26 protein-coding genes and 1 other annotated feature are annotated in these 23,885 nt (G+C 44.1%); of the genes, 2 read left to right on the top strand and 24 right to left on the bottom strand.

All coding sequences use genetic code 11. The features are described 5' to 3' along the window. Positions 1-34 precede the first annotated feature (34 nt). The 5 genes from FS736_RS12070 to infC form a co-directional block, all read right to left on the bottom strand. Positions 35-607, bottom strand: a complete 573-nt coding sequence (locus FS736_RS12070) for a TVP38/TMEM64 family protein (RefSeq protein WP_144477489.1) — start codon at positions 605-607, stop codon at positions 35-37. 57 nt (positions 608-664) lie between these two features. Beyond that, positions 665-940 (bottom strand): DUF1294 domain-containing protein, encoded by a 276-nt coding sequence (locus FS736_RS12065; RefSeq protein WP_313959720.1) that lies wholly within the window; start codon positions 938-940, stop codon positions 665-667. Positions 941-1,326: 386 nt separating this feature from the next. Further along, positions 1,327-1,686: a 50S ribosomal protein L20 gene (gene rplT / locus FS736_RS12060; RefSeq protein ID WP_102263819.1), complete on the bottom strand. Its 360-nt coding sequence runs from the start codon at positions 1,684-1,686 to the stop codon at positions 1,327-1,329. 37 nt (positions 1,687-1,723) lie between these two features. Continuing rightward, a complete protein-coding gene (gene rpmI, locus FS736_RS12055) occupies positions 1,724-1,924 on the bottom strand; it encodes a 50S ribosomal protein L35 (protein ID WP_023627047.1) in 201 nt (66 codons plus the stop codon). Between the two features lie 16 nt (positions 1,925-1,940). Beyond that, positions 1,941-2,444 carry a translation initiation factor IF-3 gene (infC, locus tag FS736_RS12050; protein ID WP_144477486.1) on the bottom strand — a complete coding sequence of 168 codons (504 nt, stop codon included), beginning with the start codon at positions 2,442-2,444 and terminating at the stop codon, positions 1,941-1,943. Between the two features lie 131 nt (positions 2,445-2,575). After that, positions 2,576-2,702: a sequence feature (ribosomal protein L20 leader region), on the bottom strand. Positions 2,703-2,957: 255 nt separating this feature from the next. Here infC and FS736_RS12045 point away from each other — a divergent pair. After that, positions 2,958-3,161, top strand: coding sequence for a hypothetical protein (locus FS736_RS12045; protein ID WP_144477483.1), 204 nt, complete (start codon positions 2,958-2,960; stop codon positions 3,159-3,161). Positions 3,162-3,568: 407 nt separating this feature from the next. Here the strand turns inward: FS736_RS12045 and thrS are convergent, their stop codons facing one another. The 5 genes from thrS to FS736_RS12020 all read right to left on the bottom strand — a co-directional run bounded on the left by thrS (position 3,569) and on the right by FS736_RS12020 (position 9,221). Further along, positions 3,569-5,500: a threonine--tRNA ligase gene (thrS, locus tag FS736_RS12040; RefSeq protein ID WP_144477480.1), complete on the bottom strand. Its 1,932-nt coding sequence runs from the start codon at positions 5,498-5,500 to the stop codon at positions 3,569-3,571. Then, positions 5,430-5,783 (bottom strand): hypothetical protein, encoded by a 354-nt coding sequence (locus tag FS736_RS12035; RefSeq protein WP_144477477.1) that lies wholly within the window; start codon positions 5,781-5,783, stop codon positions 5,430-5,432. Before FS736_RS12035 ends, thrS begins: the two co-directional genes overlap by 71 nt. Positions 5,784-5,858: 75 nt before the next feature. Then, on the bottom strand, positions 5,859-6,734 hold the full coding sequence (gene ytxC, locus FS736_RS12030; RefSeq protein ID WP_144477474.1) for a sporulation protein YtxC: 876 nt from the start codon (positions 6,732-6,734) through the stop codon (positions 5,859-5,861). Between the two features lie 133 nt (positions 6,735-6,867). Beyond that, entirely contained in the window at positions 6,868-7,800 is a 933-nt protein-coding gene (gene dnaI, locus FS736_RS12025; protein WP_144477471.1) for a primosomal protein DnaI, read from the bottom strand. 5 nt (positions 7,801-7,805) lie between these two features. Next, positions 7,806-9,221, bottom strand: coding sequence for a replication initiation and membrane attachment family protein (locus FS736_RS12020; RefSeq protein ID WP_144477468.1), 1,416 nt, complete (start codon positions 9,219-9,221; stop codon positions 7,806-7,808). 163 nt (positions 9,222-9,384) lie between these two features. On the opposite strand from FS736_RS12020, the gene FS736_RS12015 reads away from it, so the two are divergent. Then, entirely contained in the window at positions 9,385-9,570 is a 186-nt protein-coding gene (locus tag FS736_RS12015) for a hypothetical protein (RefSeq protein ID WP_144477466.1), read from the top strand. A gap of 76 nt (positions 9,571-9,646) precedes the next feature. Here FS736_RS12015 and nrdR read toward each other — a convergent pair whose 3' ends face one another. From nrdR to FS736_RS11945, 14 genes are all read right to left on the bottom strand, one after another. Then, a complete protein-coding gene (nrdR, locus tag FS736_RS12010) occupies positions 9,647-10,105 on the bottom strand; it encodes a transcriptional regulator NrdR (RefSeq protein ID WP_144477801.1) in 459 nt (152 codons plus the stop codon). 127 nt (positions 10,106-10,232) lie between these two features. Beyond that, positions 10,233-10,637, bottom strand: a complete 405-nt coding sequence (locus FS736_RS12005) for a hypothetical protein (RefSeq protein ID WP_144477463.1) — start codon at positions 10,635-10,637, stop codon at positions 10,233-10,235. Positions 10,638-10,742: 105 nt separating this feature from the next. Beyond that, positions 10,743-11,123 (bottom strand): adenosylmethionine decarboxylase, encoded by a 381-nt coding sequence (gene speD, locus FS736_RS12000; RefSeq protein WP_144477460.1) that lies wholly within the window; start codon positions 11,121-11,123, stop codon positions 10,743-10,745. Between the two features lie 385 nt (positions 11,124-11,508). Beyond that, entirely contained in the window at positions 11,509-12,540 is a 1,032-nt protein-coding gene (locus FS736_RS11995; RefSeq protein WP_144477457.1) for a glyceraldehyde-3-phosphate dehydrogenase, read from the bottom strand. 347 nt (positions 12,541-12,887) lie between these two features. Beyond that, complete coding sequence (gene coaE, locus FS736_RS11990; RefSeq protein WP_144477445.1) at positions 12,888-13,484, bottom strand: dephospho-CoA kinase; 597 nt, start codon at positions 13,482-13,484, stop codon at positions 12,888-12,890. Between the two features lie 25 nt (positions 13,485-13,509). Then, positions 13,510-14,142, bottom strand: coding sequence for a sporulation membrane protein YtaF (ytaF, locus tag FS736_RS11985; RefSeq protein ID WP_144477442.1), 633 nt, complete (start codon positions 14,140-14,142; stop codon positions 13,510-13,512). Between the two features lie 85 nt (positions 14,143-14,227). Next, a complete protein-coding gene (gene mutM / locus FS736_RS11980) occupies positions 14,228-15,055 on the bottom strand; it encodes a DNA-formamidopyrimidine glycosylase (RefSeq protein ID WP_144477439.1) in 828 nt (275 codons plus the stop codon). Positions 15,056-15,093: 38 nt separating this feature from the next. Beyond that, positions 15,094-17,724, bottom strand: a complete 2,631-nt coding sequence (gene polA, locus FS736_RS11975) for a DNA polymerase I (protein WP_144477436.1) — start codon at positions 17,722-17,724, stop codon at positions 15,094-15,096. A gap of 115 nt (positions 17,725-17,839) precedes the next feature. Next, the gene (gene hflC / locus FS736_RS11970) at positions 17,840-18,775 is read right to left on the bottom strand and encodes a protease modulator HflC (protein ID WP_144477799.1); all 936 of its coding nucleotides are present in this window, start codon (positions 18,773-18,775) and stop codon (positions 17,840-17,842) included. Then, positions 18,768-19,736 carry an FtsH protease activity modulator HflK gene (gene hflK, locus FS736_RS11965; RefSeq protein ID WP_144477433.1) on the bottom strand — a complete coding sequence of 323 codons (969 nt, stop codon included), beginning with the start codon at positions 19,734-19,736 and terminating at the stop codon, positions 18,768-18,770. The genes hflC and hflK overlap by 8 nt, the downstream gene beginning before the upstream one ends. A gap of 285 nt (positions 19,737-20,021) precedes the next feature. Continuing rightward, positions 20,022-20,588: a DUF4256 domain-containing protein gene (locus FS736_RS11960; protein ID WP_395883515.1), complete on the bottom strand. Its 567-nt coding sequence runs from the start codon at positions 20,586-20,588 to the stop codon at positions 20,022-20,024. Positions 20,589-20,661: 73 nt separating this feature from the next. After that, a complete protein-coding gene (gene pnpS / locus FS736_RS11955) occupies positions 20,662-22,428 on the bottom strand; it encodes a two-component system histidine kinase PnpS (RefSeq protein WP_144477426.1) in 1,767 nt (588 codons plus the stop codon). Then, on the bottom strand, positions 22,425-23,141 hold the full coding sequence (locus tag FS736_RS11950; protein WP_144477423.1) for a response regulator transcription factor: 717 nt from the start codon (positions 23,139-23,141) through the stop codon (positions 22,425-22,427). Before FS736_RS11950 ends, pnpS begins: the two co-directional genes overlap by 4 nt. A gap of 135 nt (positions 23,142-23,276) precedes the next feature. Then, a complete protein-coding gene (locus FS736_RS11945; RefSeq protein WP_144477421.1) occupies positions 23,277-23,753 on the bottom strand; it encodes a MaoC/PaaZ C-terminal domain-containing protein in 477 nt (158 codons plus the stop codon). Between the last annotated feature and the right edge of the window lie 132 nt (positions 23,754-23,885).

Raw genomic sequence — 23,885 nt, 5'->3', positions numbered from 1 at the left:
TCGGGCGCTTTTCCTTTGTGCATAAATTCCTACTTCAAGGTGTCGTATCGAAAAACTCCCGCCATTTAATGAGGGTACTCTTTTCTCTGAACAGATAGGTGAGCAGCAACAGGCAAATAACCACAAAGCTGCCCGCAAGCGCATCAAAACGTCCAATGCGCTCCCCGAATATGGTAAAAAAGATTACGAATGGAATGTTCGCTAAAAAAGATGCCATCATAAATTCCTTAAACTCTTTTTTCCGCTCATAAAGGCAAAAGCTCAGTAGCTGATAATGAATCAGCGGGATCAGTCTCAGCAACGCAACCTGCAGTACGGTCAGATCCCTGAATCGCCCCATCAGACGCTTTTTCAACCTGCTTAACTTTTGCATGGTGTCCGGAATTTTTTCCATCAAGAAATAGAATAATATACTGGCCCCCGTCAAACCAAGCATTGAATAGATGATTCCCGGAACCACCCCAAAAAGCAGACCGCCCGCGACGCAGACAACTGCAGGCGGAATGAGTATAAACTGACGGAAAACATGAAGAAATACAAACAAAACTGGTGCAAACCAGCTTCCAGATTCCACAATAATCAGCAGCATCGACCACGCATCATCCATTTATGTCACCTGCCTGCGAATCTCTGTTGCTACTAGCATATAGAATCAACCAAGCTGTTATGCCAACAGCATAAATAAATATATAAAAATACCAATCTCTAAAACAGCCAGCACCGGCAAGCCATACTTGAACTGCACATGCTTCGTCTTATGCCTGAAATGATTCATGCCTGCAGTGGCCCCGATTGCCCCTCCAAGCAAAGCTATGGTCCATAACGTTCTTTCGCTGATTCGATAATCATGGTTTTTTGCCCGCTTTTTATCCATGCCCATAATCAAAAAGCCAGCAAGACTCATTACGATGATCAGACCAGCCAATATCCAGATTTCCACGTCTTCACGTCCTCTTAAAATGATGTTAGTACTGCTTCATTATAACGCGCCATCCATCTGTATCGGACATTTTCCACGAGACTCCATTTCTGTTTTTCCGTTAGAGGCCGCCTATCGGATATTTTTCTCGTGTTTCGACTTCTGTTTGTCCTTTAGACCTCCTATATCGGACAGTTTTCTCGTGCTTCCACTTCTGTTTGTCCATTAAAGCCCTTCTATCGGACACTTTCCATACGACTTCGCTTCTGTTTGTCCATTAGAGCCTCTCTATCGGACATTTTCCCCAAAACTTCGCTTCCACTTGTCAGATAAAAATACGCGAATGCTTATGTATCTAAAAAGAAAAAACCATCCTCAATATGAGAATGGTTCATCTTATCGTTTAATTACTTGTTGAACTGTTGCTTAGCTGTTTCAGCCAATTGAGCGAATGCTGCTGCATCGCTTACTGCTAGTTCAGCAAGCATCTTGCGGTTTACTTCGATACCTGCAAGCTTAAGGCCGTGCATCATACGGCTGTAAGAAAGGCCGTTCATGCGAGCTGCTGCGTTGATACGAGCAATCCAAAGTTTGCGGAAGTCGCGCTTCTTCTGGCGACGGTCGCGGAATGCATACATTAGGGATTTCATAACCTGCTGGTTAGCAACTTTGTATAATGTATGTTTAGAACCGAAATAACCTTTTGCTAATTTGATGACTTTTTTACGACGCTTGCGCGTAACTGTACCGCCTTTTACACGTGGCATGTAATTTCCCTCCTATATAAATCGAGATTCCTCGAGTTTACTTAATGTTGTCAAGCATGTGACGAATACGTTTGAAATCGCCTTTTGAAACAATTGCAGATTTGCGAAGCTTACGCTTAGCTTTTGTAGATTTGTTAGCAAATAAGTGGCTAGTGTAAGCGTGTGAACGCTTAAGCTTGCCAGTTCCAGTTTTCTTGAAACGCTTGGCAGTGCCGCGGTGTGTTTTCATTTTTGGCATAGGGACTTCCTCCTCGTTACTTTTCAGTTTTAGGTGCTAGTACCAAGAACATGCTTCGGCCATCCATCTTTGGATGTGATTCGATTGTCGCTACATCTTTGCAAGCTTCAGAGAAGCGATCAAGAACACGCTGACCGATTTCCTTGTGAGTGATAGCACGGCCTTTAAAACGGATTGATGCTTTAACTTTATCGCCTTTTTCCAGGAACTTGATGGCATTGCGCAACTTCGTGTTGAAGTCATGCTCATCAATTGTCGGGCTAAGACGGACTTCTTTAGTTGTGATGATTTTTTGGTTCTTACGTGCTTCTTTCTCTTTCTTTTGCTGTTCGAACTTGAATTTTCCGTAGTCCATGATTCGGCCTACAGGAGGCTTCGCGTTCGGAGCAACAAGCACAAGATCAAGATTGACGCGCGCTGCGATCTCAAGAGCCTCAGCTTTGGATTTGATTCCTAATTGCTCGCCGTTTTGATCGATCAGACGAATTTCGCGAGCACGAATTCCCTCGTTTAATAACATCGCATCTTTGCTAATAATTAGCCACCTCCAGGGTTTTATCGAATACATTGTCAAGGAGAAGAAGTACATTGAAAGGACAAAGCCTTTATCTTGCTCACACAATGACATACGATATGGTCCATTTTTATTTTGCAATAAAAAAAGTGCAGGCGACGACACCCACACTTACGGAAACAAAATAATTAGACGTTTACGTATTACCTGCCAACAGCATTATTGCGTCAGCCAGGTGAGAAGCGGGTGCTTCTTCTTTCCTAAAACTTGTATTCAGTTCACTCTTGCTAATATAGCATAAAGAAATTGATGTGTCAAACGAATCACTTTTCGTTAACTGCAACAAAAAGTATTGTATCAGATAGGATTTAAGGCTGCAATACTTTTTTCAGGCGAAATTAAATTTATCCGAAAAAAAATATGTCGAAGGATCATAACAATACGTTAATTTGTCACTGCCTAATTGCTTCTTTCTTGCTATAATGATTGGTAGAATTATACAAGAAAGCTGGTGTACAAATGCTGATCGCAATTATCATTACCGGTGTGGTCACTGGACTGCTCGCTGGTACTGCATTGAAGTTTTTCAGGACTGGCTATGGTTTTTCAAATGATATTGATAACACGCCTGTTAATATAAAATCCTGCCGGAATTGCGGTGAAAGAATCCAGCGCAGCTATACAAAAAATCTATGTCCCACCTGTTCCAAACCTATTGAATAATCCCATAAAAATAAGAGGAGCCAGTTGGCCCCTCTTATTTTTTTGTCCAGCTCCAGCGCCTAGCCCCTTGAGACGCTTGGCTAGCTGCGGCTCCTAACTCCTCGAGACGTTTCGGTCCTGCCAATGAAGTCAAAGAACGACTTCACTGTCAGGCCCTCCAACGCTTGTCGGAGTTGGGCAGTCGCCTCCGCTTTTCGAATTGTCTAGTGTCGCCTCCTAGAAACTCCGAAACTTCAACTCCGCCGGCAGAAGCAAAAAGCGCTTCTTTGTCGGAGTCTCCAGTTTCTGCGTTTCTGGGCAGTCGGCTATACTTTTCGAATTCGGTCCGCCCAATGAAGTCAAAGAACGACTTCACTGAGCGGCCCTCCAGCGCTTGTCGGGGCTGATCAAGGCGCCCTCCGCTTTTCTTATTTCTTCGCTTCTTTCCTGAATGATTCAAGGAACTCATCGAAGGAGATAGTTTCTGAATTCTGTTCGCCGTATTTACGGACATTGACTGCTTTGTCTGCAACTTCATTGTCACCGACAACCAGCATGTAAGGGATTTTCTGCATTTGCGCTTCACGGATTTTGTAGCCGATTTTTTCGTCACGGCCGTCAATTTCGACACGGAAGCCTTCTGCTTTCAGCTTATCCTGGATTTCCCTGGCATAGTCATAGTGGACTGCAGGTGAAACCGGGATGATTTGCGCCTGGACTGGAGCCAGCCATGTAGGGAACGCTCCTTTGTATTCTTCGATCAGGAAGGCTACAAAACGTTCCATAGTCGATACTACGCCGCGGTGGATGACAACCGGACGGTGATGCTTGCCGTCTTCACCGATATAAGTCAGGTCGAAGCGTTCAGGTAGCAAGAAGTCGAGCTGTACAGTTGACAGTGTCTCCTCTTTGCCAAGCGCAGTTTTGACCTGGACATCAAGCTTCGGACCGTAGAATGCCGCTTCGCCTTCTGCCTCGAAATAGTCGAGTCCTATTTCATCCATCGCTTCTTTTAACATTGCCTGTGCCTTTTCCCACATTTGGTCGTCATCGAAGTATTTTTCTTTGTCTTCAGGATCACGGTAAGAAAGACGGAACGAATAATCATTCATGTCAAAATCTTTATAGACTTCAAGCACTAGCTGGACAACACGTTTGAATTCTTCCTTGATCTGGTCAGGGCGGACGAAAATGTGAGCATCATTCAATGTCATTCCGCGGACACGCTGCAGGCCAGCCAATGCACCTGACATTTCGTACCGATGCATTGTTCCAAGCTCGGCAATCCTGATCGGAAGCTCCCTGTAGCTATGGATGCTGTTTTTGTACACCATCATGTGATGAGGGCAGTTCATCGGTCTTAATACTAACTGTTCATTATCCATATCCATCACCGGGAACATATCGTCCTGATAGTGGTCCCAGTGGCCGGAAGTTTTATAAAGCTCGACACTTCCCATTACCGGAGTGTAAACATGGTCATAGCCGAGGCTGACTTCTTTATCGACAATATAGCGCTCAATGATGCGGCGGATCGTCGCGCCTTTCGGAAGCCAAAGCGGAAGACCCTGTCCAACCTTCTGCGAGTTTGTAAACAGGCTAAGCTCTTTGCCAAGCTTGCGGTGGTCGCGTTCCTTCGCTTCTTCAAGCAGTCTTAAGTGCTCTTTCAGGTCTTCCTTTTTGAAAAATGCTGTTCCGTAAATACGCTGCAGCATCTTGTTGTCGCTGTCGCCGCGCCAGTAGGCACCGGCAATGCTCAGCAATTTGAATTCTTTCAGCTTGCCAGTTGATGGAACATGGACTCCGCGGCAAAGGTCTACAAAATCGCCCTGTTCATAAAGAGTGACTTTTTCATCGGCCGGAATTGCTTCAATCAATTCAAGCTTATATGGGTCACCAAGCTCCTTGAAGAATTTGACAGCCTCCTCACGACTTACCTCTTTACGGACAATCTCTATGTTCTCATTGATGATTTTCTTCATTTCCTTTTCAATTTCCGGCAAATCTTCCGGTGAAAGGGAATGCTCCATATCGATATCATAGTAGAATCCGCCTTCAATCACCGGTCCTACTCCGAGGTTCACATCTTTATACAGGCGTTTGACTGCCTGTGCCATTAAGTGAGCTGTACTGTGGCGCAGGATTTCAAGTGCTTCCGGGTGTTCCGGAGTGATGATTTCAATTGAAGCATCTTCCTCGATTGGTCTCCTGAAATCATACGGCTTTCCATTCACCATACCGGCAATGGCTTTTTTCTTAAGGCCCGGGCTGATTGAACCGGCAATGTCTTCAGTTGTTGTGCCTGCAGGAAACTCCTTCACTGCTCCGTCTGGAAACGATATTTTCAACATGTCTGCCATTGGCTTTTCCTCCTTTTGAAATGTGGCGCATATTTGCGCAAAAAATAAAAAAACCCGTCCCTGAAACAGGGACGAGTTTGATCACACGTGGTTCCACCCAATTCCCACTCTTGCGCATAAATAACGCAGGAATGGCTCTGGTTGCGATAACGGCTTCTGCCGCCAGCCAATACTTGCCTTGCAGGCGTTCACAGCTGGAGTTCAGAGGTGGTAAGCGTTTCTTTAGTGTTAGGAAGTTTTCAGCCGTGCCTTCCCTCTCTGCAAACCTTTCAAGAATGCCCATATCCTCATCATTACATTTACTATTGGTTCAGTATGTACGTAATTATAGTTTGTAATGTTTTGAAAATCAAGTGGGCTATCGTATATTTTCATGGTCCTCATTGAAAAAATCCAATCTTTCCTCTTCGAAAACGGAAATTGGCTTAATCTTGACCCGCTCTTCAAAAAGGTTGATAATGGTCCGCACTAATGGCTGGTGCGAATCATCGGTATACAGGAAAATCGTCTGTGGCGCGATCGACAGGAGCGGCGCAATCGTTCCGGAATCGACGTAGACCGGGTGATTGACAAGCAGCCTCCGGTCAATCGTTTTAAACAGCTCGCTCCGCTTCATTTCCGTGAACTCTTGATTAAAAAATGTCATGTTTTCTTCGATGACCAAGTACAAATATGGCATTTGCGGTTTTCTGCCTTTCAGAAAACTTCTCAATGTATGAAGGAACACCTGATACTCCTGTTCCATTTTATACTCATCGATTGCGACCTCTGCCCAATTCGAAAGCTGCTCAAAATATGATTTTAGCCTGAATACGACAAAGGAATCGAATGAAAATGAGACTCTCTCATCAAGTATTTCATTGATTGCTTTTTTAACGATCCCTGGTTCTTCGGCACCCTCCATAAAAGGTGCCAGATCCTTTCGGTTCCCTTCCATGACAGAGTAAATGATATCAAGGATTTGATCCTGCTCTTCACTTTCCGTGTAATAAAAAGATTCTGCAAGGATGTTTCTTAACCAGTCATCCCGTTTCAGCTTAAGAATAAAATCATATACACATTTCTTCAGTCCCGGTATTTTTTCTTTCATAAAAAAATCTTCTGGAATCAGGACTCTATTTTGATCTTCATTAAGAAGAATTGAATTCTTTTCCTGCAACGAAGCAAGCCTGGCGACTAAGTGATGGTATAAATTCCAGGCATCCTGCTTTTTTTGGAAGATGATTTCAATCAACCATATCCCCCCTTTTTAAATAATCCCTGATTATATATATGGGGGACTTGGACAATTTAGAAGTATCCATATCGCCGCTGGATGATTAAAGCGCAAAAAAATAGGCTGCAGCCTGTTTCGCTGCAGCCTATTGCTATACTCTTCGATTCTTTCCTTCTACTTTAACCGGCCGTGCAAGATACTTGATCCGTTCCATGATCCTCGCTGCCTTCAGCTGTTCCTCTTCTCCCCGCTGGCTGTGGGTCAGATGGTGTTCAAGCCCGCTAAGGTCGAAGTTGGAAGTAAAGAAGGTTGGAAGGTTCTCAAGCATGCGGAATTGCAGGATTGTTCCAAGGATTTCATCCCTCGCCCAGCTGCTCATCGTTTCCGCTCCGATATCATCGAGCATCAGGACATCAGATTTTTTGATTGCCTCCAGCTTGTCGTTGACCGAATGATCCCCGATTGCATTCTTCATTTCCCTGAAAAACTCCGGAACATATACGATCAAGGAACTGACCTGCTTCTGTGCCAATTCATTCGCAATGGCGCCAAGCAGGTATGACTTACCCGTTCCGAACGGGCCATGAAGGAACAAACCTTTTTGTTTCTGGCCGGATTCATAATTCTCAACAAAATCCTTCGCCATTTTTATGGCCTTGAATCTCCCCGCGTCATCAAGCTCAATATCCCCGAATGAAGCTTTCAGGATTTCCTTCGGCACATATATGCTGTTAATCAGCCGGGCGTTCTTTTGCTGCTCATCGTACATGACCTTCTTTTTACAGCGGTCATATTTGACATCAATGTAATTCCCTTTGATGAAAAGCTGTGGTTCATAGCCTTTGATCATATTCTTGCAGGCTGCGAGACTTTCGCATTTATCACAGTCCTTGCTCTGGGTGGAAAACTCATACAGCTTGGACATGCTGCCGTCAAGCATTTCCCTGGTTATATAGTCCGCATTCTCATCCAGGAATTCCTTTATACGCTGATCCTGCATGACCTGTCTTTTAAGTGTTTCATATCGTTCCTGGAAGTTTTGGTTATTAGCAAGCTTCTTCAGCGTTTCATTTATGTTTTGCAACTGAATCACCTCCCGGATTTGAATTTTTTCAGCTCTTCTTCAAGCTTTTTCTTTTCTATTTCAAAGTCAGGATCCTCTCCAGCCGCAGAATTTTGCTGTTGGTCCGATCCATTCTCGCTCTTTTTCTCAAACCAGTCCGGCAAGACTTCCTTGCGGACAGGTTTCCGTTTTCCTGACGCAGCGGTCGTTTTCTTTCCTTCTGCCCAATCGAGGTATTGCCTGTGCTCACTTTTCGCCAGCTCCATGGCATCCCTTACAGTCGAGATTTTTTTCCTCGACCAGTGGCTGGCGATTTTCTCAATATAGCCTTTTGCCAGCTTCATATCCGTTTTGATCATAACATATTGCACCAAAACATTCACGACACCCGGAAGCAGCTTTTGTTTGAACATCACTTCTTCAATGATCTGCAGGTCGGATTTTGAAGGCTCGGCACCTCCTGATAAGTCGATCAGCAGCTGCCTCGGTGATGTTTTTTCAAAATAGAGAACCAATTCCTCTTCTTTTGTTTTTGGCTTCTCGATTCCAGCTTTGTGCTGAAGAGGCTGGGTCCGGTCCAAGAGTGCCGGCAACTGGTCCTGGTATTCAAATTGGTACCAGTCCCGGGCCGCCTTTCTCAGCTCCTCGATATCGATTTCATTATCAGCTGTTACGGCACTCAAGACGATATTCTTCATCTTCAACGCATCAATTCCATAAAGGAAGGCGAGATTGCTGACCGCTTCTTTGACCTTCGTTGTAAAAGCTTTTTTGGGGATCAAAGAATCCTGAAGACCTCCCAATAACAGATCGAAATTAAATTCCGAAGGGTCAATCTGTATTTTGTCAGACTCCCTCCTGCCGATGAAGGATTGTGCTTCATCCTCTCCAAGGTCGGCAGCTGAATCACTATTATGCATGAGTGCTTGAGGAGGAACAGACAGGAACACATCCTGAAAAGCCCTGGTAATTTCAGAATATCCCTCCTCTGCCTCGGGCAGCTTGTCACTGAAAAACCGTTTAAGCCTCAAAAACTGATTCTTTCCGATTTTTCGATACAGATAGACATTCAGCATGCCATCCAGGAAAAATTGTTCAGGAGTCAACGGCGGCTGTAATTCATAAATGAATGAACGGCCATCTTCACTATTTTTGACATATGTCTTCAGCAAACCCATCCCCTCAAGCTTCTGGCGGGCGTGATAAATCTCCTTCAAATTCATATCCATGATTGTCATCAGGTTATGATGGGTACCAGACTGTGACCATAGCCGATTCTCTTCAAGTTCGGCCCATAAGGTCATATAAAGGCTCAAACAAGCTGGCCCAATCAACGGCTGGTACAAAAAGGTGAGCACCTTGCGATCATAATCATGCAGCAGGCCGCCGGATGCAACAATATATTGGTCTACAGGCAAAGTCTCCTGCCAATGCTGAGCCATCCTATTCCCCTCCACTCTGTCCGGTTAAAAACTATAACAATACCACTATGCGGAAAATCAAATCGTTCACGCGCGCCTTAAAAAGAGCCGAAGTTTCCTTCAGCTCCCTCATGGAAAAGCGTAAGCGCCTGATCAGCCCCGACAAGCGTTGGAGGGCCTGGCAGTGAAGTCGCTCTTTGACTTCATTGACAGGACCGAAATCGAAAAGTATAGCCGACTGCCCAGAAACGCAGAAACTGGAGACTCCGACAAAGAAGCGCTTTTTGCTTCTGCCGGCGGAGTTGAAGTTTCGGAGTTTCTAGGAGGCGACACTAGACAAACGTCTCGAGGGGCTAGGCGCTGGAGCTAGACAATTCTCTAAGTGAAAATTTATAAAGCGCAAGCGCCCTGGTAAATATACTTCATTGGTCTGGACCCCAGCTTTATCATTGTTCTTTCTTCAATAACTCTTTTAATTCATCGATGAATACATTGATATCCTTGAACTGCCGGTAAACAGAGGCGAAACGGACATAGGCGACTTCATCGATCTTAGCCAGCCTGTCCATCACCATCTCGCCCACTGCTTCGCTCTTGACTTCGGATACTCCATGGCTTCGCAATTCTTTTTCCACCTCGGAGACCAGATCCTCAAGCTCTTTTAGGGCGACCGGTCTTTTTTCACACGCTTTCAGCAAACCGCGAAGGAGTTTCTCCCGATTGAACTCCTCGCGAGTACCTTCTTTTTTTACAACAATCAATGGGATTTCTTCAACTTTCTCAAAAGTGGTAAAGCGAAATCCGCAAGCTTCACATTCACGTCTGCGTCGAATTGATCGGCTATCGTCAACCGGTCTTGAATCAAGAACCCGGGTAGAGTTATTTTGGCAAGTTGGACATTTCATCTCGATCAGCTCCGAATATTTTGAAATATAGAATGAGCGAAGGACCATTCGCTTTATCCACCAATACGTCCATAAGCATTATCCTTACTATTATCTTATAAAAAAGAAGCTGATGGGACAAGAGGAACTATTGATTCCCATATTTACCTGAACCGATGAACGTAAGTGTTCTATCCAATTTTTCATATACCTTGATTACTTCTTGTCTCAATGCAGGATTGATTCCTGCCAAAGAAAACTTTTCCGTGGAGATATGTAAATCGACCGCTGTCTCAAAGGGCTTTGTCGTAATGACAGTCGCGGTTAAAAAACTCCTGACCCTGCCGTTTAGCTCAGCTGAGATTTCTCCATGTTCCTTTGATACACTTGTGATCCGGGCTGCAGGGTCAGCTTTAAGCAGATCCTCGACTGATTGGAATACCAGATTAAAATTTGCTTTATAGTAATGGGTCCGCAATTGTTCATCGCTGTTATTTTCGCTCGTCCCGCTGAATTTCTCGTATCTTCCTGTTATGGATTTCAAAAAAGACATCAAAAATCCTCCTGCAGATTATTTCTATTTACAGTTTACCTTAATTTTGGCACAAAATAAAAAGAGGTGTATCACTACACCCCTTGTAATTTTTCATATTTTCAATTATAGAGCCTTCGCTTGTGCCTGTTTCACATGCACTGGACCCATGCCGCGTGGGATTTCGATATTCTCACGTGTTTGAGCGCTAAGAGCTTCAGCAATATAGTCAGCTGCAATATTAGGATCGAGATCGCCGCAAGTGTAAACATCAATGCTGGCGTACCCGTGCTCCGGGAAGCTGTGAATAGTTAAATGAGATTCAGAGATAATGACAACTCCGCTTACACCCTGTGGTGCGAATTTGTGGAAAGCCACTTCGCGGATTTCAGCACCAGATTTCAGCGCTGCTGAAACGAAAGTTTGTTCAATAAAGTTCATATCATTCAATTTTTCAAAATCGCAACCCCAAAGTTCAGAAATTACATGACGACCCATTGTTTCCATATTCAATTTCCCCCTCTAACAATATTAGAATGAAATTCCTAGTTTCAATGGTATCTTAACTACCACGGGGGAAAGTTAGTCCAGAGAGGTCCTAACCCTTTAAGTAGCCAATTGGTACCGTTATTAAGAAGTTCACGATGACTAGTATACTTTGTTTATATTTTTTTTGCAACACATGAAAATAAAATTTTTTCAATGAATTTCAGCTTGCTATATCAAAAGGTTTTTAGATAGCTATTTTAAGGATATCCCCGGGAATCGATTGATTACCTTTGTAAGATTAAAGAGGTTTTTCTGAAGAGGGAAGACGGTAATCTGATACAAAACGAAAGCGTCATTAAACAAGCCTGCCGGGAGCGGCAGGCTTGTTTAATGACTATTCTAATTATCCAACTTTCACGGCTGTTGAAGCAGACATTGCCTCGGCAACATGTTTTACCAGGTCTACCACCCTGCTTGAGTATCCCCATTCATTGTCATACCACGCAAGTACCTTGACTTTGTTGGCGCCAATGACCATTGTAGACAGTCCATCAATGATCGCTGAGTGCTCATTTGTGTTGAAATCGATGGATACAAGTGGATCTGTTGTAATATCCAGTATACCCTTAAGCTTTCCTTTTGCGGCAGAATAGAACGCATCGTTCACCTCATCCACAGTTACCTCTCGCTTCAAGTCAACAACCAGGTCTACAAGTGAAACGTTTGGCGTCGGCACCCTTAATGACATGCCGTGAAGCTTTCCTTTCAACTGCGGAAGAACAAGGGAAAGCGCCTTTGCCGCCCCTGTTGAAGTAGGGATGATTGATTGGCCGCAAGAACGCGCCCTGCGCAAATCCTTGTGCGGATTATCGATATTATTTTGGTCATTTGTATAGGCATGAACAGTTGTCATCAATCCGTTTTCAATTCCGAAAGTATCATCCAGAATTTTTGCGACAGGTGCCAGGCAGTTCGTTGTGCATGAAGCATTGGAAATGATGTCATGTTCTTCAATTTTTAATGCGCTTTCATTTACGCCCATCACAATCGTAATATCTTCATTTGTGCCCGGTGCTGTTATAATGACCTTCTTTGCGCCTGCTTCCAGATGAAGTGCAGCCTTGTCACGTGAGTTGAACTTTCCTGTGGCCTCTATGACAATATCAACCTGCATTTCTTTCCACGGAAGCTCAGCAGGATTGCGATTGCTCAAAAGTTTGACAGTTTTCCCATTGACTACTAGGTGATCATCAGCAGGGATAATCTCACCTGCAAATTGACCATGGGTTGAATCATATTTAATCAAATGCGCCAGTGTTTCAGCCGGATAGCTCGCATTAATCGCTACAACCTCAAGATTTTCCTCAAGAATGGCTCTTCTGAATACCATTCTGCCAATTCTCCCAAAACCGTTTATCGCTATTCTCGCCTTCATTGTACGGCCCCTTCCGAATTAGTGTTATACTTAATAACCCTTTGTTATGGTATTAGTATAACATATTAAAAATTATTTGTGATATATAATTGCACACATTTAAAATTTAAAATAATTCTGATAATAATTATCAGTAAAGACAAGTATTTCTTGAGTGGATTTTATTGAAACGAAGATTAAAAATCCTGAAACAAAGATGATATTGAGCCAACAGGTATTTATTTGGGCTGTAACAGGGGTATAACCGGAAGCTCGGCCATAGCGGAAGGTGTACTGACCAGAAGGGCTTTTAGTAATATGGCAATAACCAGGTTAACGGCAAAAGAAAAAAGAGCCTATTCGGCTCTTTAGATTCCCCATTTATTCAGGATTTTCTTCAATTGCTGCCTTGATTGCTCAATTGTTCCTGTGTTGTCGATGACTTCATCTGCCAAATCCACTTTATCCTTCAAAGGCATCTGCGACTTGATCCTTGAAAGTGCTTCATCTTCGGAGAAACCATTCCTGGACATCAGCCTCTCCAGTTGGGTCTTCTCATCCACGTAGACAACGATGATCTTTTCGACCAGGCCTGTGAGCTTGCTTTCAAACAGCAATGGTATGTCCAGGACCACTGCTTTTTCATTGGCAGCTTCAGCTTGCTGCCTTTTCATGGCCATCCTCTCACGTACGGCGGGATGGACGATTGAGTTGAGCAGCAACCTTTTTTCCTCATTGTTAAAAATGATCGACCCTAAGGCAGGGCGATTGATAGTGCCATCTTCTTCTAAAACTTCTGTGCCAAAATGGCTGACAATATCATTGTATGCTTTTTCTCCTGGCTCAACAGCAAGCCTCGCTTCGATATCAGCATCGATCACAGTGATGCCAAGCTCAGTGAACATGGCCGATACCGTGCTTTTCCCGCTCGCTATACTTCCGGTTAATCCAATGATTAATGACATTTGTTTTATCCTTTCAAACAGACCGCTAAAGCTTGAGCAGTCCAATTATGATCAATAAGATTCCAGGTACGAATGAGAACTTCTGCAGCCAGCTCCTCTCTGAAAAATAGCTGCCCATTCTCATGCCGGCATAGACGAAAAATGAACTCATACAGGCAACCGTCAAAGCCAGATAGCCGGGCGAAAAGCCCAATAAGGCAGCACCGATCCCGGCTCCGAATGCATCAAGAGACAGGGCGAGACCGAGCATGACGGCTTCGATTCCATTGATTGTACCCGATCGGTCAAAGTCTGCCGACATCGGCTTCTTCAAAATATTGATAACAATGCCAAGTGATTTAATCTCAAAATTCAGGATGATTTTTTCATGACAGAGCATCTCTGACTGGTCATTGCGAAAAAACTGGAATAACACCCATCCGCCCAATACTATCAAGACAGTGCCACCAATTGTCTCTGCCAATTCAGGTGAAAAAAAGCTCTCAAGAAAATGTCCGATCATCATGGCAGCCATCAGAACGGCCGCTGAACAGACCGCAATAACAGCAATCGATTTAACCGGGATTTTCATTTTCCGCAATCCATACGTTAACCCTACACTGAAACTGTCAAGACTGACAGCGAATGCAAGTAAAAGCAGGGAGATTATTTGTGCCATAAACTGAGCTCCTTCCTGTCAATCGCTACGTTAGTATATGGAAGGAGCCTAGATATGGTGAGAAAATCAACAGGCGATTATATGTTCACAGTTTTTGGCATGTTGGACAGAAGTGGGTACCCCGTCCTCCGACGACTGTTTTTTCCAGTGGTGTGCCACACACCTTGCATGGTTCATTTTTTCGGCCATACACCAGCAGCTGTAGCTGGAACATGCCGATCTGCCCCTGTGAATTTACATAGGATCGTATTGTGCTGCCGCCCTTCTCTACAGCCTCAGAGAGAGTACTGACAATTTCCCGGTAGAGGACAGCTTCTTCCTCCCGAGACAATGAGTTCGCAATTCGTTCCGGGTGGATTTTCGCCCGGAAAAGCGCCTCATCGACATAAATATTCCCGAGACCGACAAGGATCTTTTGATCAAGCAGTGCAGACTTTATTTTCCGGTTGGTCCTTTTAAGCTTTTCCGAAAGCCATTCTACTGAGAAGTCTCCTGAAAATGGCTCAGGTCCCAAATCAGCGAGCGGCTGCGAATCGAATTCCGTCCCTTTGGCGTAAAGGTGCATTGTCCCAAATTTGCGGACATCCTTATAGCGCAATTCTTTCCCATCGGTAAAATGAAAAATGACATGGGTATGTTTTTCAACAGGTTCATCTGCGCTGAACAAACCGTATTTCCCTTCCATTCTAAGATGGGAGACAAGCGCATAGTCATCTGTATAAAATATCAGGAATTTGCCTCTCCTGCCGATTTCACTGATTGTCTGACCGCGTAGGGCATCATTAAATTGCTCAACTTCACTCGGCTTTTTGATCATCTTGGGCCAAAAAACCGACACCTGGCTAATTTTTTTGCCAACTGCAAGTACCTCAAGCGTGCCCCTGACGGTTTCTACTTCTGGAAGCTCAGGCATCCTATCCCGCCTTTCTTTTTTTCTCTCTTGTCTTTCCTTTACTTCGCATCATACCAGGTTGGACCGTATGAGAAGTCCACCTTCAAAGGAACCTTTAATTCGATTGCATTTTCCATGACATCCGGGACTATTTTCTTCAGCTGCTCAATTTCATCCTGCGGCGCCTCGAAAATCAATTCATCGTGCACCTGGAGGAGCAGCCTAGTCTTCAAGCCTTCTTCACGCAGCCTTTCAGCCATATCGATCATCGCTTTTTTGATGATATCAGCAGCGCTTCCCTGTATAGGCGTATTCATCGCTGTCCGTTCCGCAAAACTTCTCAGGTTGAAGTTGCGCGCAGTGATTTCCGGTATATACCTGCGTCGGTGCAACAATGTCTGGACATACCCTTTCGCCTTCGCATCTATCACGATTTCATCCATATAGTCTTTTACCCCAGGGTAGCTCTCAAGATAGCGTTCGATGAATTCTCCGGCTTCCTTCCTCGTGATGTTCAGGCTCTGGGATAAACCATAATCGCTGATTCCGTAAACAATCCCGAAGTTTACCGCTTTCGCATGGCGGCGCATATTTGAAGTGACCTCATCTTTTCCGACATGGAAAACTTCCATCGCTGTCTTAGTATGAATATCCATGTCATGGCGGAATGCATCGATCAGTTTTTCGTCCCCGGCTATATGGGCAAGGACACGCAATTCAATTTGCGAATAGTCAGCCGCAAAAATCACCCAGTCTTTCTCTGAAGGAACGAATGCCTGCCTGATTTTCCGGCCTTCTTCAAGTCGAATCGGAATATTCTGCAGGTTAGGGTCCGTTGAACTGAGCCTCCCTGTAGCGGTGAGGGCCTGGTTGAACCTTGTATGGACTTTTTCGGTTTCCTTATTTACAACCTTTTGCAGCCCCTCAATATAGGTTGATTGCAGCTTGCCAAGCTGGCGATAATTTAGGATTTCTTCGATGATTTTATGCTTAGGCGCCAATTTTTCCAGTACGTCTGCTGAAGTTGAATAACCGGTCTTCGTCTTTTTGGCAGCAGGAAGACCCAGTTTTTCGAACAGAATGACACCTAATTGCTTCGGTGAATTGATATTGAATTGTTCTCCTGCCATTTCGAAAATCTTCATTTCGATTTCAGCAAGACGCCCTTTGATTTCTTCGCCCATGTTTTCAAGGCGGACCATATCAAGCTTGACGCCAAGGTATTCCATATCCGCCAGCACCAGTGACAATGGCATTTCCAGGCTGCTGAACAAATCATGCTGGTCATTATCCCACAGTTCCTGCTCAAGCTTTTCCTTTATGGACACCAGAACATCTGCTTTGCGCACCAGGTGTTCCCCTAGTATTGTTTCATCCGGGATCTTCCGTCTGGCGCCTTTTCCATAGACCGCATCATCAGACTGTACGCTTATGAAGCCATGCTGCCTGGCTATGGCAGCCAGGTCGTCCGGCGATTCGGAAGGATTGATGATATAGGATGCTAGTGACACATCGAATTCGGCGCCTTTCAGATGGATTCCGTGATGGCGCAAGGAAACCTCGGAACGTTTCGCATCATAGACTGTCTTTTTGCTGGACTCATCTTCTGCCCATTTTTTGAACTCTTCAGACTCCAAAGCGGTTTGCACAGGCAGATAATAGTGCCCGTTTTCATTCACGACCGCAAAACCGATGATATCTGCATAGTGATAGTTATCCTCAAGCACCTCGACATAAAAGCCGTTTTCTTTCGCAAAAATGTTTGGATCGACTGCCTCGAGCTGTTTGAACTCAATGTCTTCAAGCTCGACATTTTCAGTCACTGCTTCCGCGCCAAGCTTGTCCAATAACGAGTTGAATCCCAGTTCCTTGAACATCTTCACCAGCTTCTCGTTCTCTGCGCCTTCATATTCAAGTTCGCTTAACTCGATTCCCACCGGAGCTTCACGGGTGATGGTCGCAAGTTCTTTGCTCATGATCGCCTGGTCTTTGAATTCCTCAAGCTTTTCCTTGAGTTTTTTCCCGTTGACCTGATCAATCGATTCAATCAGCTTTTCAAGCGTGCCATGCTCTTTCAGCAGCTTGATAGCCGTCTTTTCCCCTACACCAGGAACTCCCGGTATATTATCTGATGCATCCCCCATAAGCCCTTTCATATCGATGATTTGTTGTGCTGTCAGCCCGTATTTCTCCAGGATATGTTCCGGGGTGTATTCCTCGATATCCGTGATGCCCTTCCGGGTGATGCTGACAGTCGTTTTGTCGGAGCTCAACTGAGTCAAGTCCTTATCACCCGATATGACCTTCGTTTCAAATCCGTCTTTTTCGGCCAGCAAACTTAATGTACCAATGATATCATCGGCTTCATAATTTTCCAGCTCATATTGGGCGATCCCGTAAGCCGTCAGTAATTCACGGATGAATGGGAATTGCTCGGAAAGCTCCGGCGGCGTCTTTTGCCTGCCACCTTTATATTCACTGAATGTTTTATGCCTGAACGTCGTTTTTCCTGCATCGAACGCAACGAGAATATGAGTAGGCTTTTCATCCTCGAGAATCTTCATCAGCATCATGGTAAAACCGTAAACTGCATTTGTATGTATCCCTTTTTCATTATTCAACAGCGGCAAAGCGAAAAATGCGCGGTAGGCGATACTATTGCCGTCGATCAATACAAGCTTCTTGGACATGTCATTCCTCCTCCAGTATCATGGGAATTTTATATAAAAAAAGACCGTTAGATTCCTTCCTATTTTATCATGAGAGATGATAGAAAGAAAAATAACGGCCTTTGTCAGCCTTCTATTAATCTGTGTAACCCATCAGCATCCTTGCGTAAGGTGAATCAGATGGGAGGACAATGACGGTCTCGCCGTTGATTGTCTTTTTATAGGATTCCAGGGTACGGAACATGGTATAAAACTCTGGATCTTTTGAGAATGTTTGATTATATACTTTTGCGGCTTCCCCTTCTCCTTCACCGCGGATGGTTTCTGCGTCAGCTGTCGCCTTTGCCAAAATCTCTTTTACTTCACGGTCTGTCTGGGCAATGACCCTGTTCTTTTCAGCATCACCCATTGATAGATATTCCTGCGCCTTTGTTTCACGTTCGGAGATCATACGAGTGAAGACCGATTTCTCGTTTTCCGCAGGAAGATCTGTTCTTTTCATCCGGACATCTGTAACAACGACACCATAGTTGCCGCCAGCCAGCAATTCATTGACCTTTTCAGTCACCCTGTCATTCAATGAACCACGTGAGGATTTTTCATCGTTGATGATTTCATCATAGTCTAGCTGCCCCAGTTCAGAACGGACAACAGAGTAGATGAATTCTTCCATGCGCGATTCCGCACCTTCAAGCGTCCTTGCATTGGAAATCATTTTTTTCGGATCTTCAATTCGCCAGATCGCGTAATTATCAATGAGGATTCTTTTTTTGTCCTTTGTATTGATTTCTGCCTGCGAGACATCATAGGTCATTTGATACTTTGGCAGAGTGGATACGCTCTGGATAAACGGGACTTTGTAGTTAAGCCCAGGTTCCTTAATAATCCGAACGACCTCACCGAACTGTCTGACGACCTTGTACTCGCCTTGTTTTACCACGAAAACGTTGGTGAAAATGAAAACAAGAAGGGCAATGAGAATAATCAGGAAAATCCCCATCTTGGTATAATTTCTCCAATTGAACGAACCGCCGCCTCGTTCCTTCAAATCAATCACTTTTTGATCAGCCATTATTCTTCTCACTGCCTTCCTTCTCTGACTTAGGCTTTTCTGTTTCAAGCGGGCGAATCGGGAAGTACTTCATTGTATTTCCGTCATCATTCATGATGTATATTTCCGTTCCCGGCAGAACCTGCTCAAGTGTTTCCAATATTAGACGCTGTCTGGTGATTTCCGGATCCGATTTATATTCAACATACAGCTTATTGAATACGGCCACGTCACCGCGCGCCCTTTCTATTCTTGCAGCTTTTTCACCTTCTGCCCTTGAAATGAGCGCATCCTTTTCACCCTGTGCTTCGTTCAGTTTCTGGTTACGGTACTTCTTCGCTTCATTTATTTTGGTATTCATCGTCTCACGGGCATCCGTTACATCGGTAAAAGCTTTCCGGACTTCTTGGTTTGGCAGTTCAACATCCTGAAGTTTTACACCAAGGACGGAAATCCCCATATCGTATTTTTCAATCAATGATGACAATAAGTCACGGACATCTGCTTCAATTTGTGCCTTCCCGGATGTAAGGGCATCATCAATTTTGGAACTGCCAATGATACTTCTGACAGACGCTGAAGTTGAATCATACAAAATTTCTCTAGGATTATCCGCATTGTATAAATATTTTGCCGGGTCAGTAATTTTCCATTGAACAACCAGGTCGGCCAGCACAATATTCTCGTCACCGGTGATCATTTTCGTTTCATCTGGAAACTCGACGATTTCTCCATTTTTCTCTTCATAGCCGAACTGAAGGCTGAATGTTTCCTTCGATAACTTCTCAATACTCTGAATCGGCCAAGGAAGCTTGAAATGCAAGCCAGGTTCGCTGATTCCTTCCTCCACCTTGCCAAATGTCAAAATGACCGCCTGTTCTGATTCATCGACCGTATACCAGGTCGTAAAAGCAGAAAGTCCTAAAATAATGGCAAGAACGACAATCCCGCTCGTCACGTAAATCTTTTTTAGGCTCACCATCTGATTCCCCTCTTCCTGTGTTTCTGTCTATGTTGATTTTTACGTTTATAAGTCAGAAAAGTTTCAAAATGCATGAGATTTGTAATATTATTTTGCCGGAGTGGAATTTTTGGGTATGAAAAAAGCACAAGCGGGGTCTGCTTGTGCTTCTTTCGGCTCCTTGGATGAAGGGGTTTTCACTAATGATGATAACAAGAAAGTGTTAAGAAAAATTAAATCCCTTGTTAAGACTATGTAAATTTGGAAAAACCTCTCTTCACCAAAGCTTTTTGGCCAATTGCGAACTTACACCTTGAGGACTCCGCGGAATCCTCTTGCAGCGTAGTACGAATCTGCTCCATTGTGATATAAAAACACCATATTGTAGCGGCGGTCACAGAAAACTGCGCCTCCAAGGCTTCTAATATGATCAGGTGTTTGCACCCAGCTCGATGTTTTCAAATCGAAATTCCCGAGCTCTTGCAGCTTTCTATATTGCTGCTCTGTTAAAAGTTCAATTCCCATGTCAGCTGCCATATCCATGGCGTTATTTTCAGGTGGATGCTTTTTCCTGGACTCAAGCGCTTCACGGTCATAACAAACACTTCTGCGGCCTTTTGGACTTTCAGCTGAGCAGTCGTAGAAAAGGTATGCTCCTGTCTCTTTCTCAGTGCCAACAACATCCGGTTCTCCGCCTGTTCTTTCCATCTCGTTGAGTGACCATATTTTTTCCGGGTTCAATTCAAGCCTGGCTTGTACATCCTCCCAGACAATATCTTTATGCCGATTCATATTTTTTTCAAAACGTGTTTTTAAAATCAGTAGCAGTTGCTCTTGCTCTTCCAGAGGCAATTTCTTCGATTTGTCTGTCATTTCAATCCTCCTATTCATTAAGTTTCTGCTTTCACTTCTCCCAAGCAGGCAATGAACACCTTCAACCATTTCCTTATTGAGGCAGCTTCTTATAAAGCTTGATGGTAAAGGTGGTTCCTTTGCCGACTTGACTGGTTACCTCAATTTGTCCTCTATGGGCTTCCACGATATGTTTGACGATGGCAAGGCCAAGGCCTGTTCCCCCAGAATTCCGGCTCCTTGCCCTATCCACACGGTAAAAGCGTTCAAAGATCCTTGGAATCTCACTTTTTTCAATACCGATACCTGAATCTTTTACCAGAATAGACACAGTGTCATCCTGATCAATTAAAGAGATTTCCACACGGCCGCCATTTGGTGTATACGTTATGGCATTGCTGATGAGATTGATCAGTACCTGCTTCAGCCTGTCAGCATCTCCTTCAATGACTGCCTGACGGTCTTTCTGGTCAAGCGTTAGCACGATATCCTTTTGTGCAGCTTTTCCTTCTAAAATCTCAATGACTTCAGCTGCTTGCTGGCGGAGATCCACACTTCCAGCTGACAGATGGAAACCATGCTGTTCAATCTTGGAAAGGTCAAGCAACTCCTGTATCAATACTTGCAGGCGGTCACTTTCTTTCAAGATGATTTCAAGGAAAGCTTCCAATGTATCTTTATCATGCATCGCGCCATCCAGAAGTGTTTCCGAAAAGCCCTTGATCGAAGTGATGGGCGTCTTAAGCTCGTGCGAAACGTTGGCCACAAAGTCTTTCCTCATCTGCTCGAGTTTTTTCAGTTCCGAAATGTCATGGAAGACAAGGAGAATTCCTTTCCAGACATTGTTTGTCCCGATGATTGGCACTCCGTACACTTCAAAATGGCGTCTTTCAATCTCAATCGGAAGAACAACTTGCTTCCTTACTTTTTGCTCAGTCATGAAAATCTCTTCGACCATCCTGATTATTTCCTCATGGTCAATGACTTCATAATAAAGTTTATACAGATACTCAGAAGGTTCCACATTGAAAATTTCCTTGTAGGGCTTATTGATCAAGTTGATAAATCCCCTGCTGTCAATCAGGATCAGACCGCTGCCCATATTTTCTAACAATGTTGTCAGTCTATCCTGCTGGGATTCCTTTAGCTTCATCAGTTCCTGAAGGTTTCTGGCCAGGATATTGATGGACGAACTGAGCATCCCCGTTTCATCTATATGATCTTCATAAGTCCTTGCACGGTAGTTCCCTTTTGCCAGTTCGATCGCTACATTTGTCGCAGACTCGATTGGTTTCGTATAGCGGTTCGTAATCCTTGTACCGAGGAGGATGATCACAACCAAGGCCAAGCCAAGACTAACGGTAAGAATCCACCAGATTTGGCGATATGCTTTCTGCAGCTCATCGATTTTTGTAGTTAGAAATACATAGCCTTCTTTTTTACCTTCATGGCTGAGCGGATTCCAATAATAATGCAGGTCGAAGCCTCCGCCTACTTCAAGGTCGCTCTCTGATTTCGGTGGATTTTCCACAATATCCCCAATAATATCCCTATGCCTGCTGATTTTGGTACTTGATAGTTCACCAGTGTCGTAACGAATATCGCCGTCCAGATCAACGATGGTGATCCTTGAATTCAACAACCGGCTCATCCTTAAAATTTCTTCTTTATCCAGCGAATCAAGCCCTCCGTTTTGCTCGATATTGGAAGTTAAAAGATTCATTTCAATCATCAGGCGTTCATTGAATGAATTGATATAATAATTCTTGAATAATTGCCCCAACACAAGGCCCAGGCCTATTAACACGATGATGATCAAGGAAATGAGGGCAAATAAAAGTCGTGTCCGGTACTTTGTCATTCTCCCTTCGGTTCCTCCAGCTTATAGCCAAGACCACGAATGGTTTTGATATAGGACGGCTTTTTTGTATTCTGTTCGATCTTTTCGCGCAAGTGGCTTATATGTACATCTACAATTCTTGTGTCTCCGGCAAAATCATAATTCCAGACCGCACTTAACAGCTGGTCACGCGTCAGTACCCGGCCTTTGCTTTTGGCCAGATAGAGAAGCAATTCGAATTCCTTCGGTGTCAATTCGAGCAAGTCTTCCATGAAATAGGCTTCATAGAAATCCGGCATGATCCTGAGTTCGCCTATTTTGATCTGGGCTTCGTCCTCAGGCTTCTCCTCGACGGGATCCGGCACTGCCTGCACCCTTCTAAGAATGGCTTTTACCCTTGCAACAACTTCCCGCGGGCTGAACGGCTTCGTCATGTAATCATCTGCACCCAGCTCCAGGCCAAGTACTTTGTCAAACTCGTCATCCTTTGCCGTCAGCATTAATATCGGTACATTGATTTTCTGCTGCCTAAGCTGCTTGCACACTTCCATGCCATCAAGCTTCGGAAGCATCAAGTCCAGGACCATCAAATCGGGTTTTTCTTCAGCAGCAAGGCGAATCCCTTCCTCACCGTCCATTCCTGTCACAACGGAATAACCAGCCTGCTCCAGATTATACTTCAGCAGTGTCACAATAGATTGTTCATCATCCACAACCAAGACCTTCTTGTTCATATAAGCCTCCAAAAAAGTTATTACCCCTGATTCATCCAATTAGCTCTATCTACATTATAATATCAACCCGCTGTCTAAAATCAAATTTTAGAATAAAATGAAAAAGGATGTACAAATGAATGTACATCCCAAAACTCAAAAATTCTCCAATGCCTTACCGTCCAAGCGCTGTACTGGATATGGCGGACAGACGAGCATCCGGCCTTTTACCACTGTCTCATCATCTTCATTTTTTCCAGTAACCGTGATCTCAACATTATGCTTGCTCTTGATGACTTCGGTCACTTCAAACAAGAATTGCACTGTCCCATAATGATAGACAGGTTTCAAATACTCTATATCCTGCTTAAGAATATGGCTTCCAGGTCCCGGAAGATATTTGGAAACAGCCGAAGTGATGATCCCATTCAGCATGATTGCAGGAACAATCGGCTTTTCATATGGTGTTTGTGAAGCATAATCATGCTGGATATACAAAGGATTCGCATCATTCGTCAAACCCAAATACAACAGAAGGTCTTTATCCTCAATCTTTTCTGTTAATGTCAATTTTTCTCCGACAGTCATTTCTTCTATTTTCCTGCCAAGCTTACGTTTTCTTCCAAGCAGCATAGCACTTACCCCTTTGCAATAGAAGTTCGATTTAGTTGCATTATATTCCCCTGTCCGAAAACAATATACGTCCCATATTGGAAAAAAATCGGGGAAGGTTCCCCGATTCTTTTTAGGCTGTTTTCGAACCGA

The sequence above is a fragment of the Cytobacillus oceanisediminis 2691 genome (genome assembly GCF_007678455.1).
In the GTDB taxonomy this organism is placed as follows: Bacteria; Bacillota; Bacilli; order Bacillales; family Cytobacillaceae; genus Mesobacillus; species Mesobacillus oceanisediminis_A.
Note: the sequence above shows the minus strand (reverse complement) of the source record. Positions and strands in the feature narration are given on the sequence as shown.

Bases quoted from the DNA above. Each gene is read 5' to 3' on its own strand.
- FS736_RS12070 (WP_144477489.1), bottom strand. From the start codon at position 607: ATGGATGATGCGTGGTCGATGCTGCTGATTATTGTGGAATCTGGAAGC.
- rplT (WP_102263819.1), bottom strand. From the start codon at position 1,686: ATGCCACGTGTAAAAGGCGGTACAGTTACGCGCAAGCGTCGTAAAAAA.
- rpmI (WP_023627047.1), bottom strand. From the start codon at position 1,924: ATGCCAAAAATGAAAACACACCGCGGCACTGCCAAGCGTTTCAAGAAA.
- infC (WP_144477486.1), bottom strand. From the start codon at position 2,444: ATGTTATTAAACGAGGGAATTCGTGCTCGCGAAATTCGTCTGATCGAT.
- FS736_RS12045 (WP_144477483.1), top strand. From the start codon at position 2,958: ATGCTGATCGCAATTATCATTACCGGTGTGGTCACTGGACTGCTCGCT.
- thrS (WP_144477480.1), bottom strand. From the start codon at position 5,500: ATGGCAGACATGTTGAAAATATCGTTTCCAGACGGAGCAGTGAAGGAG.
- FS736_RS12035 (WP_144477477.1), bottom strand. From the start codon at position 5,783: ATGGGCATTCTTGAAAGGTTTGCAGAGAGGGAAGGCACGGCTGAAAAC.
- FS736_RS12020 (WP_144477468.1), bottom strand. From the start codon at position 9,221: ATGGCTCAGCATTGGCAGGAGACTTTGCCTGTAGACCAATATATTGTT.
- nrdR (WP_144477801.1), bottom strand. From the start codon at position 10,105: ATGAAATGTCCAACTTGCCAAAATAACTCTACCCGGGTTCTTGATTCA.
- FS736_RS12005 (WP_144477463.1), bottom strand. From the start codon at position 10,637: ATGTCTTTTTTGAAATCCATAACAGGAAGATACGAGAAATTCAGCGGG.
- speD (WP_144477460.1), bottom strand. From the start codon at position 11,123: ATGGAAACAATGGGTCGTCATGTAATTTCTGAACTTTGGGGTTGCGAT.
- FS736_RS11995 (WP_144477457.1), bottom strand. From the start codon at position 12,540: ATGAAGGCGAGAATAGCGATAAACGGTTTTGGGAGAATTGGCAGAATG.
- coaE (WP_144477445.1), bottom strand. From the start codon at position 13,484: ATGTCATTAATCATTGGATTAACCGGAAGTATAGCGAGCGGGAAAAGC.
- ytaF (WP_144477442.1), bottom strand. From the start codon at position 14,142: ATGGCACAAATAATCTCCCTGCTTTTACTTGCATTCGCTGTCAGTCTT.
- mutM (WP_144477439.1), bottom strand. From the start codon at position 15,055: ATGCCTGAGCTTCCAGAAGTAGAAACCGTCAGGGGCACGCTTGAGGTA.
- polA (WP_144477436.1), bottom strand. From the start codon at position 17,724: ATGTCCAAGAAGCTTGTATTGATCGACGGCAATAGTATCGCCTACCGC.
- hflC (WP_144477799.1), bottom strand. From the start codon at position 18,775: ATGGCTGATCAAAAAGTGATTGATTTGAAGGAACGAGGCGGCGGTTCG.
- hflK (WP_144477433.1), bottom strand. From the start codon at position 19,736: ATGGTGAGCCTAAAAAAGATTTACGTGACGAGCGGGATTGTCGTTCTT.
- FS736_RS11960 (WP_395883515.1), bottom strand. From the start codon at position 20,588: ATGACAGACAAATCGAAGAAATTGCCTCTGGAAGAGCAAGAGCAACTG.
- pnpS (WP_144477426.1), bottom strand. From the start codon at position 22,428: ATGACAAAGTACCGGACACGACTTTTATTTGCCCTCATTTCCTTGATC.
- FS736_RS11950 (WP_144477423.1), bottom strand. From the start codon at position 23,141: ATGAACAAGAAGGTCTTGGTTGTGGATGATGAACAATCTATTGTGACA.
- FS736_RS11945 (WP_144477421.1), bottom strand. From the start codon at position 23,753: ATGCTGCTTGGAAGAAAACGTAAGCTTGGCAGGAAAATAGAAGAAATG.